General features: G+C 72.8%; 10 protein-coding genes. All 10 read left to right on the forward strand.

What is annotated here, in order from left to right; translation table 11 throughout:
- The first annotated feature begins 14 nt into the window (after positions 1-14).
- The 10 genes from AC067J_RS12530 to AC067J_RS12575 all read left to right on the forward strand — a co-directional run bounded on the left by AC067J_RS12530 (position 15) and on the right by AC067J_RS12575 (position 16814).
- On the forward strand, positions 15-1598 hold the full coding sequence (locus AC067J_RS12530; RefSeq protein WP_478298329.1) for a DUF4190 domain-containing protein: 1584 nt from the start codon (positions 15-17) through the stop codon (positions 1596-1598).
- Positions 1599-1934: 336 nt separating this feature from the next.
- Positions 1935-2117 (forward strand): SPOR domain-containing protein, encoded by a 183-nt coding sequence (locus AC067J_RS12535; RefSeq protein WP_478298331.1) that lies wholly within the window; start codon positions 1935-1937, stop codon positions 2115-2117.
- 43 nt (positions 2118-2160) lie between these two features.
- Positions 2161-2592, forward strand: coding sequence for a (deoxy)nucleoside triphosphate pyrophosphohydrolase (locus tag AC067J_RS12540; protein ID WP_478298333.1), 432 nt, complete (start codon positions 2161-2163; stop codon positions 2590-2592).
- A gap of 794 nt (positions 2593-3386) precedes the next feature.
- Positions 3387-5837: a SpoIIE family protein phosphatase gene (locus tag AC067J_RS12545; RefSeq protein ID WP_478298335.1), complete on the forward strand. Its 2451-nt coding sequence runs from the start codon at positions 3387-3389 to the stop codon at positions 5835-5837.
- Between the two features lie 185 nt (positions 5838-6022).
- A complete protein-coding gene (locus tag AC067J_RS12550) occupies positions 6023-8704 on the forward strand; it encodes a SpoIIE family protein phosphatase (protein ID WP_478298337.1) in 2682 nt (893 codons plus the stop codon).
- 157 nt (positions 8705-8861) lie between these two features.
- Positions 8862-10646, forward strand: coding sequence for an ABC transporter family substrate-binding protein (locus AC067J_RS12555; protein ID WP_478298340.1), 1785 nt, complete (start codon positions 8862-8864; stop codon positions 10644-10646).
- A 219-nt stretch (positions 10647-10865) separates the two neighbouring features.
- A complete protein-coding gene (gene typA / locus AC067J_RS12560; RefSeq protein ID WP_478298342.1) occupies positions 10866-12770 on the forward strand; it encodes a translational GTPase TypA in 1905 nt (634 codons plus the stop codon).
- A gap of 440 nt (positions 12771-13210) precedes the next feature.
- The gene (locus AC067J_RS12565) at positions 13211-14845 is read left to right on the forward strand and encodes a peptide ABC transporter substrate-binding protein (protein ID WP_478298343.1); all 1635 of its coding nucleotides are present in this window, start codon (positions 13211-13213) and stop codon (positions 14843-14845) included.
- Positions 14846-14935: 90 nt separating this feature from the next.
- Positions 14936-15880 carry an ABC transporter permease gene (locus AC067J_RS12570; RefSeq protein WP_478298344.1) on the forward strand — a complete coding sequence of 315 codons (945 nt, stop codon included), beginning with the start codon at positions 14936-14938 and terminating at the stop codon, positions 15878-15880.
- The gene (locus AC067J_RS12575) at positions 15873-16814 is read left to right on the forward strand and encodes an ABC transporter permease (RefSeq protein ID WP_478298346.1); all 942 of its coding nucleotides are present in this window, start codon (positions 15873-15875) and stop codon (positions 16812-16814) included. Before AC067J_RS12570 ends, AC067J_RS12575 begins: the two co-directional genes overlap by 8 nt.
- Positions 16815-16824 lie beyond the last annotated feature (10 nt).

The following is a 16824-nucleotide window of genomic DNA, read 5'->3' on the forward strand; positions in this document are numbered from 1 at the left end:
CGGGGGAGTCGTACGTGTCCAAGCCCGAGCCCGACGACGTTCCGCGGCCCGCGGACCTGCGGGTTGAGCTGATCAAGCCGGTGGCCGGGCCTACGGCCGGGCCCGGGGCGGAGCCGGTCGCCGAGCCGGCGACCGCACCTTCGGCCGAGCCGGCGGCTCCGCCCACGGCCGGGTCGGGCACCGCAGCCGCGCCTGCACCCGCGACCGAGCCCGAGTCGGCGCCCGCGCCTGCACCCGCGCCCGAGCCGGCACCCGAGGCCGCGGCCCGGCCGGCGGCCGAGGAGGCCCCGGCCGACCCGTGGGCCGCCCCCGCCGCTCCCGCCGCCCCGGCCGGTATGGCTCCCGCCGCTCCCCCCGCCGCCGCTGCTGCTCCCGCGGCGGCTCCCGCCGACCCGTGGGCCGCCCCGGACGGTGTCGCCCCCGCGTCCGCCCCGGGCGCCCCCGGCGCGGGTGCGCCGCCCCACGCCGCCCCGCCGGCCTCCGGCTGGGCGGCCGTCACGCCCGGTGCGCAGTCCGGGTTCCAGCCCGGGTTCGCCTACCCGCAGGCCCCCACGGGCACCAACGGCTTCTCCGTCGCCGCCCTGGTCACCAGCCTGTTCTGCCTCTGGCCGCTCGCCCTCGTCTTCGCGATCGTCGCGCTGGTCCAGATCCCGAAGCGCAACCAGCGCGGCCGGGGCATGGCGGTCACCGGCCTGGTCTTCGGCGTGTTCGGGGTGATCGTCACCCTGGTCGCGTTCATCGGGGTCTTCGTGACCGGCATCCAGTCCGAGGCCGAGAGCCGCATGCCGGCGCGGCCGTCCGGCGCGGTCTCGTGGGACACCCTGCAGACCGGTGACTGCTTCAACCAGGTGAGGGGCGGCCAGGGGGCGGACGACGACGACAACGTGGACGTCGTCTACTGGGTGTCCAAGGTGCGCTGCTCGGCCCCGCACCACGCCGAGGTGGCCGGCATCGTCCCGATGCCCGGCGCCCTGGGCTCCGACTACCCGGGCGAGATCGCGGTGCGCGAGCGCGCCGTCGGGCTCTGCGAGCCGGTCCGCGACGCGTACGCCCTCGACTTCTGGGCGGTGCCCGAGGGGATGGTCGAGACCCAGTTCTACCCGGGCCGGGAGAACTGGTCGGCGGGCTACCACGACGTCGTCTGCCTCTTCGAGGACACCGCCGCCGAGCACCTGGGCACCGTCCGCACCGACCGGGGCAGCCTGAATCCGGCCCAGATCGGCTACCTGGCGGCCGCCCGCGACTTCGAGAGGGCGTACGCCAAGCGGCCGGACGCCGAGGTCTACGTCCAGGCGGCCGCGTTCCGCGCGTGGGCCCAGCAGATGGCCGCCGCCTCCCGCAAGGAGGCCGCGGACGTCGTCAGCCCCACGGTGGTCTGGCCGGCGGGCGTCAAGCCGATGACGGCCGAGCTGGCCGCGAACCAGCTGGAGGCCGCCAACATCTGGGACGCGGCCGCCAGGTCCGTCGACGACGTCGTGCTGCAGCGCGAGGTGGGTCGGGCCGAGGCGCTGATCGCGAAGACCGACAAGAGGACGCCGGAGATCCGGCGCGAACTGGGCCTGCAGACGGGCGAGCACATCGCCAAGTACCAGGTCTGACGGTCCGGGGCCGGGTGGGGCGGGCCGCGGCGGGCAGCCGGGTGGAGCCGATTCCTACCGGGAGGTAACTTCCTTACCGGCCGTTAACCGCGTCCGTACCTGGCGGTAGCGAACCGGGCGTAGCGTCCCGAGCAGGCCGGCCCCGACCCGACCCCCACGCGGGCCGGGGCCGGCCGCCCGGCGGGCCCCGGGCGCGCGCCGTGCTGTGACGCGCCCCGGCCCCCGGCGGAAGGCACGCCCCTACGCCGCCGTGCCGCCCGCGCACCCGGGGCCCCGCCCGACCTGCCCCATCCGGTCCCACCCGGCTCCACCCGGCACGCCCCTAGGCTGACGGCCATGGACACCTTTCGGGTGATGCGGCAGGACGACAACGGCAACCGCTTCCTGGTCGTCGGCGGCGTGGAGCGGGAGGCGGCCGAGCGGCTGGCGGCCGAGTTCGAGGCGCGCGGCCACAAGCAGCTGTACTGGGTCGAGGCCGAGCCCGCCGGGGCGTCGCGGACGCGGGGGCCGGACGAGTAGCGCGGCCCGGGCAAACCCGCGGGACGCGCTAGGGTCGACGGCCATGGACAAGGCCATCGACCAGCCGGCCGCGGGCGGCGCGGCAGAGAACCGGATCGTCGTCGGCGGCGCGCTGATCCACGGGGGGCGGGTGCTCGCCGCCCGGCGGAGCGCGCCCGCCGAGGTGGCCGGCCGCTGGGAGTTCCCCGGGGGCAAGGCCGAGCCCGGCGAGACCGAACCCCAGGCGCTGGAGCGCGAGCTGATGGAGGAGCTGGGCGTACGGGCCCGGGCGCTCACCCGGCTGCCCGGCTCGTGGCTGGTCCGGCCGGGCCTGGAACTGCGGCTCTGGGCCGCCGAGCTGCTCTCCGGGGACCCGCGCCCGCTGGAGGACCACGACGAACTCCGCTGGCTCGGACCGGCCGAGCTGTCCGACGTCGACTGGCTCGACCACGACCGTGCCGTGCTCCCGGACGTCGCCCGCCTCCTGGCCTCCTGACCCCGCGTGCCCTGCCCCGCGTGCCCCGGCCCCGCGTGTCCTGAGCTCCGGTCCCCGCCGCGGCCGCCGCAGGCCCGGCCCCGGCCCCGGCCCTGAGTCCGGGCGGTCCCCGATGCCGCCCGGCGGTGTCCGGCGGTGCCCGACGGTCCCCGGCGCGCCCCTCCCGCGGGCGGATCCGGCCCGGGCGGGGGCGGGGCGACCGCGCGACGCGTGGGGCGGCGGGTCGGGCAATCGGAAAAGCCGACGCGCTGGCCGGGATAGCCTTGGTTCTGCTGGGTATGTCACTTTTCGGCACTATTCGTCACCATCGGTGAGCCGCCCCCAGCCGGCGACGCCGATCCCGACCAGAGCCGGAGGCCCCGTCGGTGTCGAATACCGATAACGGTGGCGGGGGAGCGCGACGGGCGGGCGCCGGGGGGAGCGCCGCCGCCCGGGCTCGGCTGCGCCGTGGCGCGAGCCGTGCCGAGGACCGCGGCGGGAACCGCGGCGAGAACCGGGCCGCGCAGCCGCCGGCGGGCCGCCGCCGCGGCGAGGGCGGCGCGCCCGAGGGTCCGGTGCCGGCACAGCCCGCGCCGTCCCTGGTGGTGCCCGACGCGCCGCCGCCGGGCGGCGTCCGCAGCAGGCCCGGCCGGCCGTTCCCCGGCGGGCCGCGGAGCACCCAGGCAGGGGCCGCGGCGGGCGCCCGAGGGGGCGGCCCCCGGGCGGAGTCCGGCCCGCGCCCCGGTCCCGGTCCGGGCCCCGCGGCAGGCCCGGGCACCGGCACCGCCGGCCACCCCGAGGGCACCCTCTTCGACGTGGTCAAGGTGGCCATCGCGATCCTGGACACCGCGGGCCGCGTGGTGCTCTGGAGCCCGGCCGCCGAGGAACTGCTCGGCTGGCCGAACGAGCTGCTGGTCGGCCGCCGCATCGACGAGCTGATCCCGGACGCCGACCAGGTGGTCCGGATCCGGGCCGCGATCCAGGACACGCTGCGCAACGGCCGCTGGTCCGGCCTGGCCGAGCTGCGCGACCGGGAGGGCGAGCCGGTGCTCGTCGACGCCCGGATCTCGCTGCTCGTCGACGGCGACGGCACCCCGTTCCTGCAGGTCAACCTGGCCGAGGCGGCCGCCGTCCGGGCGGTGGAGCACGACCTCGCCGTCCGGGACGCGCTGTTCGAGCAGTCCCCGCTGGGCATCGCGATCCTCGACACCGACCTGCGCTACACCGCCGTCAACCAGACCCTCGCCGACATGAACGGCGTCGTGTCGGAGGACCACGTCGGCCGCACCACCGGCGAGACCCTGCCGGAGCGGGCGGCCGACGAGATCACCGCGATCCAGCGCCAGGTGCTGGCCACCGGCGAGCCTGTCATCGACGTCACCCTCGCCTCGCCGATCACCGCGCGCTCCGGCTACCGCTCGATCTCGTACAGCCGGATGACCGACCGGGCCGGCCGGGTGCTCGGCATCTCCGGCACCGTCATGGACGTGACCGAGCGCTACCGGGCGGTGGCGAAGGTCGAGCACGCCAGGCGCCGGCTCTCGCTGCTCAACGAGTTCGGCTCCCGGGTCGGCGACCTGCTGGACGCCTCGCGGATCGCGCAGGAGCTGGCCGGCGCGGTCGTCCCCCGGCTGACCGACCACGCCGCGGTGATCCTGCTGCAGGCCGTCGCGCACGGCGACGACCTGCCACGGCACGGCCACGACCGGCGCACCTCGCTGCTCCAGCTGGGCACCGCCTCCGTCCAGGACGGCCCCGAGGTGGAGGTGATGCTCCGGCGCGGTGCCCGGATCACCTTCGCCGAGGACTCCGCCTGCGGCCGGGTGCTGCGCACCGGCGTCCCCGAGCTGCTCTCCGGCGCCGACCAGCTGAGCGACGTCACCTACCCGGGCGATCCGAAGATGCAGGCGGCGCACGACCTGGGCGTGCACTCGATGCTGGTGGTGCCGCTGCGCGCCCGGGGCATCGTGATCGGCCTGCTGCTGGTCAGCCGGGCCGGCTACCGGGAGGGCTTCGACCGGGACGACCTGGCGTTCACCGTCGAGCTCGCCGACCGGGCCGGCTCCTCGCTGGACAACGCCCGGCTCTACGCCCGGGAGCGCACCGCCGCCCTGACCCTGCAGCGCACCCTGCTGCCGCAGCAGGTCCCGCAGCCGACCGGCGTCGAGGTCGCCTACCGGTACGTGCCGGGCAGCAGCGGCACCGAGGTCGGCGGCGACTGGTTCGACGTCATCCCGCTGCCCGGCGACCGCACCGCGCTGGTGGTCGGCGACGTGATGGGCCACGGGCTGCGGGCCGCCGCGACGATGGGGCGGCTGCGCACCGCCGTCCGCGTGCTGGCCGCCCTGGACCTCCCGCCGGACGTGCTGCTGCGGCACGTCCACGAGCTGGCCGACGACCTCGCCCAGGGGCCGGACGAGGCGCTGCTGGCCACCTGCGTGTACGCGGTGTTCGACCCGGCGACCGCCACCCTGACCGTCTCCAAGGCCGGCCACATCCCGCCCGTGCTGATCGTGCCGGGGGAGGGCGCCGACGAGCCGACCCGGACCGGCGGCCCACTGCTCGGCGGTGTCGGGCGGATCCTGGAGCTGCCGTCCGGGGCCCCGCTCGGGGTCGGCGGCGTCCCGTTCGAGGCGGTCGAGCTGAAGATCCCGGAGGGGAGCCTGCTGGCGCTCTGCACGGACGGCCTGGTGGAGTCCCGGGACAAGGACCTGGACGTGGGCCTGGGCCGGCTGCTCACCGTGCTGGAGGCGCCGTACGCGTCGATCCAGGCCGCCTGCGAGGCGGTGCTGGACACCATGGAGCAGGGCCGCGAGCCGGACGACGTCGCGCTGCTGCTGGCCCGGCTGGGCCACGGGCAGGCCGGCACCCCGACGGCCGGCTGGACGCTGCCCGCCGAGCCGACCGCCGTCTCCCGGGCCCGTCGGCTGGTCCGCGCGACGCTGGTCGAGTGGGGGGTCGAGGAGCTGACCGACACCGCCGAGCTGCTGGTCAGCGAGCTGGTCACGAACGCCGTCCGGTACGCGAGCGCACCGATCGGGGTGCGGCTGACGCTCGGCGAGACCCTGCTGGTGGAGATCTCCGACCCGCTGCCCGACCCGCCGCGCGAGCGGCACGCGGCGGAGGCGGACGAGGGCGGCCGGGGCCTGGAGCTGGTCCGCCGGCTGGCGCTGCGCTGGGGGGCCCGGGCCGAGGGCATGGGCAAGGTCGTCTGGTTCGAGCAGGCGCTGCCGGGTAGTGAGCCCCACGAGTCGGCAGCCGAGTAGGCCCGACGGACGGGCGAGTGGACCGCGAGGAGAACGGTGCTGCATATGCCGGGAGGCGGCCGGGGGGAGCGCGCGCTCCGGCAGGGGGCGCGAGCGTGGCATTGTGGTTGCGCGGGCGGTAGGACAAAAACCTTCGCCCGATCTGATGTTGTGATGTTGAGGGCGTGTGAACGTACCCCTCGATGATGAATACTCGGTCTTCTCGACATCCGGACGGTCGCGGGTTTGGAGGGGTCGGTCCGTTGAACAGCACCCCGGCGCGTAACGCGCCGAGCAGCAGCGGTCATGCCGCTGTACCCGGGCAGGCCGGTGCCCAACACGTGCAGGCCCCCGCCGTGCCCCTCGTGGCCGCGCGCGCGGCGGCCCCGGCCGCCGACCGTGCCGCCCGCCCGGTGGCCGAGGACCACCACTGGGGCGCCGGGGACCCGGGATCGATCTACGACTACATCCGGGTCGCCACCTTCGCGATCGGCCCCGACGGCCGGATCAGCCAGTGGAGCGAGCGCGCCGCCGAGTTCTTCGGCGTCCCCGCCGCCGAGGCGGTCGGCGCCGACCCGGTCACCACCTTCGTCCCGCGCGAGCTCTGGCAGCGCGGCCGGGCCCGGCTGGAACGCACGCTGGCCGGCGAGGAGTGGGTCGGCACCACCCCGTACCGCGACGCGCACGGCGGCGAGGGACTCGCCGAGCTCTACCTGATGCCCGACAGCGCGCTGCCCACCGCCGGCGCCACCTGCCTCGCGGTCGACCTCGGCCGGCTGCGCCGGATCGAGACCGACCTCGCCGCCTCCGAGGCGGTGTTCGGCCAGACCCCGACCGGTTTCATCCTCTTCGACGACCGGCTCCGGCTCCAGCGCGTCAACGACGCCTTCGCCTCCGGGATGGGCCTCGCCCCCACCGACCTGGAGGGCCTCACCCCGCACGACCTCTTCCCCGGCTCCGAGGCCGACCGGCTGACCGCCGCCCTGCGCAAGGTCCTCGCCAGCGGCGAACCCGTCTTCGACCTGCGCTTCCACTCCACCGTGCCGACCCGTGAGGGCAACCGGCTCTGGGCCGTCTCGCTCTACCGCCTCAACGGCGCGGCCGGCCAGCCGACCGGCGTGGCCGGGCAGGTCTCCGACGTCACCAGCCGGCACGTCGCCGAGCGCGAGGCCGACGGAGTCCGCCGCAACCTCGCCCTGCTCAACGAGGCCAGCGCCCACATCGGCTCCACCCTCGACCTGGAGACCACCGCCAAGGAACTGCTGGACGTCGTCGTCCCGCCGTTCTGCGACCTCGCCACCGTCGACCTCTACACTGCGCTGCTCTCCGGCGAGACCGTCCCGAGCGCCGGCCGGTACGGCGACGGCGTGCTCACCGACGGCAGCGGCGAGCTGCGCCGGGTCGCCGTCTCCAGCGTGGTCGGCGGCGCCTCCTCGGTGCTCGGCTCGGTCACCGGCCTGCCGATCGCCGAGGCCGGCGGCACCCTCTGCTACCCGCGGCGCTCCCCGCACGCCCGGGCCCTGCGCACCGGCCGCAGCGTCGTCCCCGAGCCCGGGCCCGACCCGCTGCTGCGCTCCACCCTGATCGTCCCGCTGGTCGCCCGCGACCAGGTGCTCGGCCTCGTCCAGCTCTCCCGCGCGATCGGCAGCGAGCCGTTCGACGCCCGCGACGTCGCCATCGCCGAGGAGCTCGTCGCCCGCGCCGCGGTCTGCATCGACAACGCCCGGCTCTACCGCCGGGAGCACGAGCGCGCGCTGATCCTCCAGCGCAGCCTGCTGCCCCCGGGCAACCCGGCCGCCAGCGGCCTGGAGATCGCCTGCCGCTACCTGCCCAGCAACAACAACACCGAGGTCGGCGGCGACTGGTTCGACGTCATCCCGCTGCCCGGCAACCGCACCGCCCTGGTCATCGGCGACGTGATGGGACGCGGTCTGCGGGCCGCCGTCGCGATGGGCCAGCTGCGCACCGCCGTCCGCACCCTGGCCATGCTCGACCTCGACCCCGCCGAGGTGCTCACCGCCCTCGACGAGATCGCCCGCGGCCTCGGCGACGACACCGCGCCGGCCTCCGTGCCCACCCCGTACGGGCGGCTCACCTCGACCGCCGACGAGGAGGCCCGCGAGGTCTACCTGGCCACCTGCGTGTACGCGGTGTACGACGCCGTCACCCGGCGCTGCACCTTCGCCAACGCCGGCCACCTGCCGCCCGTCCTGCTCGGCCCCGGCGAGCCGGCCCGGATGCTGGACGTCCCGCCCGGCCTGCCGCTCGGCGTCGGCGGCGAGCCCTTCGAGGAGGTCGAGCTGACCCTCCCGGACGGCGCCGTGCTCGGCCTCTACACCGACGGCCTGGTGGAGAGCCGCAAGCACCAGCTCGACGAGGGGCTGCGCGCCTTCCGGGTCGCGCTCTCCGCCGAGGGCAAGGGCCTGGAGGACCTCTGCGACCACGTCCTCGGCGAACTCAACCCGCACCACGGCGAGGACGACATCGCCCTGCTGATGGCCAAGGTGCACGCCTTCCCCGAGGACGCCGTCGGCAACTGGTTCCTGCCGCCCGAGCCGACCTCCGTCGCCAAGGCCCGTGAACTCGCCTGCAGCTGGCTGCTGGCCCGCGGCCTCGACGAGCTGGTCGACACCACCGAGCTGCTGGTCAGCGAGCTGGTCACCAACGCGCTGCGGCACGGCCGGGGCGAGATCCGGCTCCGCCTGCTGCGCGACCGGACCATGGTCTGCGAGGTCTGGGACGACGGCTACGCCCAGCCCCGGCAGCGGCGCGCCCAGGAGACGGACGAGGGCGGGCGCGGGCTCCAGCTGGTCAGCCTGCTCGCCGAACGCTGGGGCAGCCGGCGGACGCCGAAGGGCAAGATCGTCTGGTTCGAGCTGGGGCTGTAGGAGGGTCGCGGTCCGGCCAGTCCCGGTCCGTCCCCGGCCCCGGCCCGTCGCAGCCGTACGCACGGCGCGGGCGGCGGCTCGGCCGACCGAGTGCAGTCCCCCGGCGGCCGCCGTGTCGGCGCAGCCCGGCCGGGAGCGGCGGCGTTCCATGGCCGCCATGCGCGTCCGCCTCCCCGCCGCAGCCGCCGCGCTGCTGCTCGCCCTCGCCGCCTCCGCCGCCTCCGCCGGCTGCTCCGGCGGCCCGGCCCCGGCCGGCACCGCCCCGGCACCCGGACCCGCGCAGCCCGCGCCGGCCGCCCCCGCCGCCGTCACCGGGGACGTCCTCCCGGTCGACCGCTCCACCGTGCGGGACGGCGGGACCCTGCGCTGGGCGGTGGACGCCGTCCCCGCCACCCTGAACGTCTACCAGCCCGCCGCCACCGCCGACTCCGCGCTGCTCGCCCGGGCCCTCTACCCCTCGCTGTTCCGGCCCGGCGCGCACGGCGGCTGGGAGGCCGACCCCGACTACCTGGCCGCCGCCGAGTGCACCCCGCCCGGGCAGCTGCCGCAGGTGGTCACCTACCGCCTCAACCCGCGCGCCGTCTGGAGCGACGGCACCCCGCTCTCCGCCGCCGACTTCATCGCCCAGCGGGCGGCGCTCTCCGGCCTCGACCCCGCCTACACCGCCGCCCGCCCGGCCGGGTACGGCGCGATCGACTCGATCGTCCGGGGCGCCGGCCCGCAGGAGGTCAAGGTCACCTTCCGGCAGCCCTACGGCGAGTGGCGCGCCCTGTTCGGCCCGCTCTACCCGGCCGCCGAGACGGCGACCGCCGCGGCCTTCGACCGCCCGCTGCCCGGCGGCGCCGCCCACCCGACCGCCGGGCCGTTCCTGGTCTCCGGCTACGACCCGGCCGGCGGACGGGCCGTCCTCGTCCGCAACCCGTACTGGTGGGGCGAGCCGGCCAAGGCCGACCGGATCGACTTCCTCGCCACCCCGGCCGAGCGGCGGGCCCGGGAACTGGAACAGAACCGGCTGGACGTCGCCCCGCTGACGGCCGCCGTCGACCACGCGGGCGCGGGCGCCGGAGGGGCGGCGGGCGGCGGGGCCGCCCAGGAGCTCCAGCGGGCGCAGAGCCTGCCCGGCATCACCCTGCACCGCGCCCCCGGCGCCGCGCTCACCCAGCTCACCCTCAACGCGGCCCGCGAGCCCCTCGGCGACCCGGTCCTGCGCCGCGCGGTGGCCCGCGCCGTCGACCGCCGGCACGCCGCCGAGGCCGCGCTCACGCCGCTCGGCCTGCCCGCCGTGCCGCTCGGCCACCACCTGCTCACCGGCGACCAGGACGGCTACCGGGACAACGCCGACGCGCTCGGCACCGCCGACGCCGGGCGGATGCTGGACGCGGCGGGCTGGAAGGCCCCCGCCGGCGGCGGCACCCGGGCCCGGGGCGGCCGGGAGCTCGTCCTGACCCTGCTGGCCCCGGCCGGCTCCGCCACCGCCCGGGGCACCGCGGACGCGGTGGTGGCGGACCTCCGCGCGGCCGGGATCGCGGTCCGGGTGACGGAGGCGCCGACCGACACCTTCGTCCGCGAGCACCTGGCCGTCGGCGACTACGACCTCGCCCTCTTCTCCTGGCCGGCCGGCCCCGGCCCGGCCGCCGAGCAGCGCGCCGTCTACGCCAAGCCCCGCCCCGGCCCCGACGGGGAGCTCCGGACCGGCGTCAACTACGCCCGGGCGGGCACCGAGGAGATCGACCGGCTCTTCGACCGTGCCGCAGCCGAAGTGGACCCCGCCGCCCGCGCGGCCCTCCTCCAGGAGGCGGACGTCCGGATCTGGCAGCTGGGCCATTCGGTGCCGCTGTTCCAGCGCCCCGAACTGACGGCCGTCCGCACGGGCCTCGCGGGTGCGGGCGTCTGGGGCTTCGGCCCGCCGCGCCTGCAGGACGTGGGGTGGGCGCGGGGGTAGCGGAGGGGTGAACGGCCTGTGATCTTGATCCCGCCCGAGCTGCCCGTTTCGGCCGAGCTGGGCGGTTCCCCGTACGATAGGAGGAAGCCGTGGCATGTCCTGCCCGGCGGGTGGACCGGTAGTAGCAGGCGGAACGGGCGGCGGCGACCAACATGGGTCGCAAGTGCGCGTCACGCAGCCGGGCGCCGAAACCCACGATTCCGGGAGAATCTGCTAGGCATGCCCACGCGCAACGACATCCGTAACGTCGCCATCGTCGCCCACGTCGACCACGGCAAGACCACCCTGGTCGACGCCATGCTCAAGCAGGCCGGCGCCTTCGCCGCGCACCAGCAGCTGGACGACCGGATGATGGACTCCAACGACCTGGAGCGCGAGAAGGGCATCACCATTCTCGCGAAGAACACCGCCGTCAAGTACCACCCGAAGGATGGTGGCGCTCCGATCACCATCAACATCATCGACACCCCGGGCCACGCCGACTTCGGTGGCGAGGTCGAGCGCGGTCTGTCGATGGTGGACGCGGTCGTCCTCCTCGTCGACGCCTCCGAGGGTCCGCTCCCGCAGACCCGCTTCGTGCTCCGCAAGGCGCTCACCGCGCGCCTGCCCGTCATCCTGTGCATCAACAAGACCGACCGTCCGGACGCCCGGATCGACGAGGTCATCAACGAGACCTACGACCTGTTCCTCGACCTGGACGCGGACGAGGACCAGATCGAGTTCCCGATCGTCTACGCCTGTGCCCGTGACGGCGTCGCCTCGCTGACCAAGCCGGAGAACGGTTCCGTTCCCGCCGACAGCGACAGCCTGGAGCCGTTCTTCTCCACCATCCTGGAGCACGTCCCGGCCCCGACGTTCGAGGAGGACGCGCCGCTCCAGGCCCACGTCACCAACCTCGACGCCGACAACTTCCTCGGCCGCATCGCGCTGCTCCGCGTCGAGCAGGGCGAGCTGCGCAAGGGCCAGACCGTGGCCTGGATCAAGCGCGACGGCACCATCTCGAACGTCCGCATCTCCGAGCTGCTGATGACCGAGGCGCTCACCCGCAAGCCGGCCGAGGTGGCCGGCCCGGGCGACATCTGTGCCGTCGCCGGCATCTCCGAGATCATGATCGGCGAGACCCTGGCCGACCCGGAGAACCCGATCGCGCTGCCGCTGATCACGGTGGACGAGCCGGCCATCTCGATGACCATCGGCACCAACACCTCGCCGCTGGTCGGCCGTGGCGGCAGCGGCAAGGGCGCGGACGCCAAGTCCAGCGGCCGGGTCGACCGCAAGGTCACCGCCCGCCAGGTGAAGGACCGCCTGGACCGCGAGCTGATCGGTAACGTCTCGCTGCGCGTCCTGGACACCGAGCGCCCGGACGCCTGGGAGGTGCAGGGCCGCGGTGAGCTGGCGCTGGCCATCCTGATCGAGACCATGCGCCGCGAGGGCTTCGAGCTGACCGTCGGCAAGCCGCAGGTGGTCACCAAGGAGGTCAACGGCAAGACGCACGAGCCGGTCGAGCGCCTCACCGTGGACGTCCCCGAGGAGCACATGGGTGCCGTCACCCAGCTCATGGGCATCCGCAAGGGCCGGATGGACAACATGTCCAACCACGGTTCGGGCTGGGTCCGGATGGAGTTCGTGGTGCCGTCCCGCGGCCTGATCGGCTTCCGGACCGAGTTCCTCACCAACACCCGCGGCACCGGCATCGCGCACTCGATCCACGAGGGCCACGAGCCGTGGTTCGGCACCCTGACGACCCGCAACAACGGTTCGCTGGTGGCCGACCGGGCCGGTGTGGTCACCGCGTTCGCGATGACCAACCTGCAGGAGCGCGGCGTGCTCTTCTGCGACCCGGGCACCGAGGTGTACGAGGGCATGATCGTCGGCGAGAACTCGCGCGCCGACGACATGGACGTCAACATCACCAAGGAGAAGAAGCTCACCAACATGCGGTCGTCGAACGCCGACGTCGCCGAGTCGATCGTCCCGCCGCGGAAGCTCTCGCTGGAGCAGTCGCTGGAGTTCTGCCGCGAGGACGAGTGCATCGAGGTGACCCCGGAGACTGTTCGCATCCGTAAGGTCGTGCTGGACCAGAAGGACCGTGGCCGTACCGCCTCGCGCGCCAAGAAGGTCTGATCACCGCCTTCTGAGCCCTCCGGCCGTGCTTTGGCCGGAAACCGTCGCCCCCCTTTCCGATGGAGAGGGGGGCGAACTTTTTCAATCACTCCACGCTGTCGACGCGCGTATAAACGGAATAGCGCTTACCACGGCAAGGTGTCCGCTGAGCGAACGTGACAGTCCGTCATTCATGACGACTGTCCGTTTAATGCCTGTCTGAGTATGTCTCTTATGTCCGATTTTCGAAACTTACCGACCGTTCATGTGACCTAATTGAGATCGGCATTGGTCACTTTCGTGTCCGTCCGTGACACATAGTGGGTGCAGTCAGGCTCGGGTCAAGGGTTAACGCGCAGGGGTGCGCGCCGAAACCACGAGCGCGGACGGCACGGCGGCCCGGTGTCCACCGCCCGCGGTGCTCTCCTCGTTGGAAAGTCGAATTCAGGAGGCATCCCCCCATGCGTGGTGCAACCCAGACCAAGTGGCTCGTCGCGGCGACCGCGATCGCCCTTGCGGCGACCGCTTGCAGCACCAGCTCGAAGAGCAGCGACAAGGCTGCCTCGGGCGGCGGCACGATCGCTGTTCAGCTCGGTGAGCCGCAGCACGGCCTGATTCCGCAGAACACCGCGGAGTCCGAGGGTGCCGAGGTCCTGAACGCCCTCTTCGCCGGCCTGGTCGAGTACGACAACAAGACCAACGAGCCGAAGCTGCGCGTCGCGGAGTCGATCGAGTCCCCCGACAGCAAGCTCTGGACGATCAAGCTGAAGGACGGCTACACCTTCCACAACGGTGAGAAGGTGACCGCCCAGTCCTTCGTCGACGCCTGGAACTGGGGTGCCAACCAGGACAACGCGGCCGAGGGCCTCCCGTTCTTCGCCAAGATCGACGGCTCCGCCGACCTGGCCCCGGGCAAGGACAAGAAGCCGGCCACCGACAAGCTCAAGGGCCTGACGGTCGTCGACGACAAGACCTTCACCGTCGCCCTGACCGCGCCGTTCTCCCAGTTCAAGACCATGCTGGGCTACAACGCGTTCTACCCGCTGCCGAAGGCCTTCTTCGCTGACAAGAAGACCTTCGAAGAGGCCCCCATCGGCAACGGCCCGTTCCAGATGGACGGCAAGTGGGAGCACAACCAGCAGATCAAGGTCAAGCGCTACGACAACTTCCCGGCCGCTGACGGCAAGGCGAAGCTGCAGGGCGTCACCTTCAAGATCTACGACAAGCTGGAGACGGCGTACAACGACCTGCGCGCCGACAACATCCAGGCCACCGACAAGCTCCCGATCTCGGCCATGGGCACGGTCAAGGGCGAGTTCGGCGACCGCTACATCTACAAGCCGGAGTCCGGCGTCGGCTACATCGGCTTCCCGATCGCCACCAACCCGGCCACCTACGGCAAGCCGGAGATCCGCAAGGCGATCTCGATGGCGATCGACCGCGAGGCGATCACCAAGACGATCTTCTCGGGCACCCGCGTCCCGGCCGACGACTTCATCAACCCGCTGATCCCGGGTTACCGCAAGGGCGCCATGGGCGACGCGGCGAAGTACGACCCGGCCAAGGCCAAGTCGCTCTTCGACACGGCCGGCGGTGTCCCGAACAACACCCTGGAGCTCGGCTACAACGCCGACGGCGGCCACAAGGAGTGGATCGAGGCCGTCGCCAACCAGCTGAAGAAGAACCTGGGCGTCGAGGTCACCCTCAAGCCGTTCGAGAAGTTCGGCAAGATCCTGGACGCGCTGGGCGACAAGCAGTACTCCGGCGGCTTCCGCATGGCCTGGTCGATGGACTACCCGTCGATCGAGAACTACCTCCGTCCGATCTTCTCGAAGGTCGCGATCGAGAACGGCTCGAACTACGGCGGCTACGTCAACGAGCAGTTCGAGACCCTGCTGGACCAGGCCGACCAGGCGAAGACCCCGGAGGAGGGTCAGAAGCTGTACCAGCAGGCCGATGACATCCTCGTCCAGGAGCTGCCGTACATCCCGGTGTACACCTACATGTCCTCCGCCGCGTACAGCAAGAAGATCAAGAACTTCGACACCGACGCCCAGGGTCGCATGAACCTGGACGAGGTCGAGCTCGCCGGCTGATCCGGTTAATCAGACGAACGGGGGCGGGCGGACCGGACTACAGTCCGGGTCCTCCCGCCTCCCTTCCTTGTCCGAAAGTATGGAGGTCTGATGGGCCGCTATGTCATCCGCCGACTTATACAGGCAATCCCTGTCCTGATCGGTGCGACGTTCCTGATCTACTGGCTGTGCTTCAGCCTGCCCGGTGACCCGGTGCAGGCGCTGGCCGGCGAGAAGAAGGCCGATCCGCTCGTGGCGGAGATGATCCGCCAGAAGTACCACCTGAACGACCCGTTCCTGCTCCAGTACTGGAACTACATCACCGGCGTCTTCCAGGGCGACCTGGGTGAGAGTCTGACCGGTCGTTCGGTGAGCGACATGATCAGCGAGGCGTTCCCGTTCACCGTGAACCTCGCCATCGTGGCATTCGTCATCGAGGCGATCATCGGTGTGCTGGCGGGCGTCATGGCGGCCCTGCGCAAGGGCAAGTTCCTGGACCAGCTGGTCCTCATCAGCACGCTGTTCGTGATCTCGATCCCGGTCTTCGTCACCGGCTTCGTGCTCCAGCTCGTGCTCGGCGTCAAGCTCAAGAACGACTACGGCATCGAGATCTTCTCGGTCTCCTTCAACGAGGAAGACGGCCTGCGCGCGTACCTGCTGCCGGCCTTCGTGCTCGCCTCGACCTCGCTGGCCTACGTGGCCCGACTGACCCGCACCAGCCTGATGGAGACCATGCGCGCGGACTACGTCCGCACCGCGGTCGCCAAGGGCCTGAAGCGCCGTCGGGTGATCGGCCGGCACGCCCTGCGCAACGCGCTGATCCCGATCGTCACCTTCCTCGGTGCCGACCTCGGCGGTCTGATGGGCGGCGCGGTCATCACCGAGAAGATCTTCAACATCCACGGCATCGGCGGTCTGCTCGCCCAGGCCGTGTACCAGAAGCAGGGCACGATCATCGTCGGCGTCGTCACGCTGCTGGTGATGATCTACCTCGTCACCACCCTGCTCGTGGACCTGCTGTACGCCGTGCTCGACCCGAGGATCCGCTATGAGTGAGACCATCACCAAGGGCGCCGAGGCCCCCTCCGAGGACAACACCCCGAAGTCCTCGCCGGAGAAGAAGCAGAAGCCGGAGCGCGTCGCCAGCCTCTGGTCGGACGCGATGCGCGACCTGCGCCGCAACCCGGTCTTCATCATCGGTGCCGTGCTGGTGTCGTTCCTGCTCCTGCTGGCCGCCGTGCCGCAGTTGTTCACGGACGGCAGCCCGTTCGACTCCGGGGCCTGCGACCTGGCCGACTCGCTGAAGCGGCCCAGTGCCGAGCACTGGTTCGGCTTCGACGTCCAGGGCTGCGACATCTACACCCGCACGGTGTGGGGTGCCCGCAACTCGATCATCGTCGGGGTCCTGACCACCACCATGGTCACCCTGGTGGGCGCGCTCCTCGGCCTGCTGGCCGGCTGGAAGGGCGGGATCATCGACAGCATCCTCTCGCGCTTCACCGAGATCTTCTTCTCGATCCCGCTGCTGCTCGGCGGCATGCTGATCATGTCGATGCTCGGCAAGGGCAACGCCTGGACGGTCTCGGTCGTGATGACCGTGCTCGGCTGGCCGCAGATCTTCCGCATCATGCGCGCCTCGGTGCTGTCGAACAAGAACAACGACTACGTGATGGCGGCCCGCGCCCTCGGCGCCGGCTCCGGCCGGATCACCTTCCGGCACATCGTGCCGAACGCCATCGCGCCGGTCATCGTCGTCTCCGCGATCAGCCTGGGTGTCTACATCGGCGCCGAGGCGGCCCTGTCCTACCTCGGCATCGGCGTCCAGCCGCCGGAGATCTCCTGGGGCCTGATGATCAGCGACGCGTCGGTCCGCTTCCTCGACGCGCCGCACGTGCTGCTCTTCCCCTCCGCGGTGCTGAGCGTCACTGTCCTGGCCTTCATCATGCTCGGCGACGCGGTGCGCGACGCCCTCGACCCGAAGCTCCGCTGAGAGAAGAGGT

It is taken from the genome of Kitasatospora sp. NPDC042419, from assembly GCF_056437345.1.

Coding starts and splice junctions, on each gene's coding strand:
- AC067J_RS12535 (WP_478298331.1), top strand. CDS start 1,935: ATGGACACCTTTCGGGTGATGCGGCAGGACGACAACGGCAACCGCTTC.
- AC067J_RS12540 (WP_478298333.1), top strand. CDS start 2,161: ATGGACAAGGCCATCGACCAGCCGGCCGCGGGCGGCGCGGCAGAGAAC.
- AC067J_RS12550 (WP_478298337.1), top strand. CDS start 6,023: ATGAATACTCGGTCTTCTCGACATCCGGACGGTCGCGGGTTTGGAGGG.
- AC067J_RS12555 (WP_478298340.1), top strand. CDS start 8,862: ATGCGCGTCCGCCTCCCCGCCGCAGCCGCCGCGCTGCTGCTCGCCCTC.
- typA (WP_478298342.1), top strand. CDS start 10,866: ATGCCCACGCGCAACGACATCCGTAACGTCGCCATCGTCGCCCACGTC.
- AC067J_RS12565 (WP_478298343.1), top strand. CDS start 13,211: ATGCGTGGTGCAACCCAGACCAAGTGGCTCGTCGCGGCGACCGCGATC.
- AC067J_RS12570 (WP_478298344.1), top strand. CDS start 14,936: ATGGGCCGCTATGTCATCCGCCGACTTATACAGGCAATCCCTGTCCTG.
- AC067J_RS12575 (WP_478298346.1), top strand. CDS start 15,873: ATGAGTGAGACCATCACCAAGGGCGCCGAGGCCCCCTCCGAGGACAAC.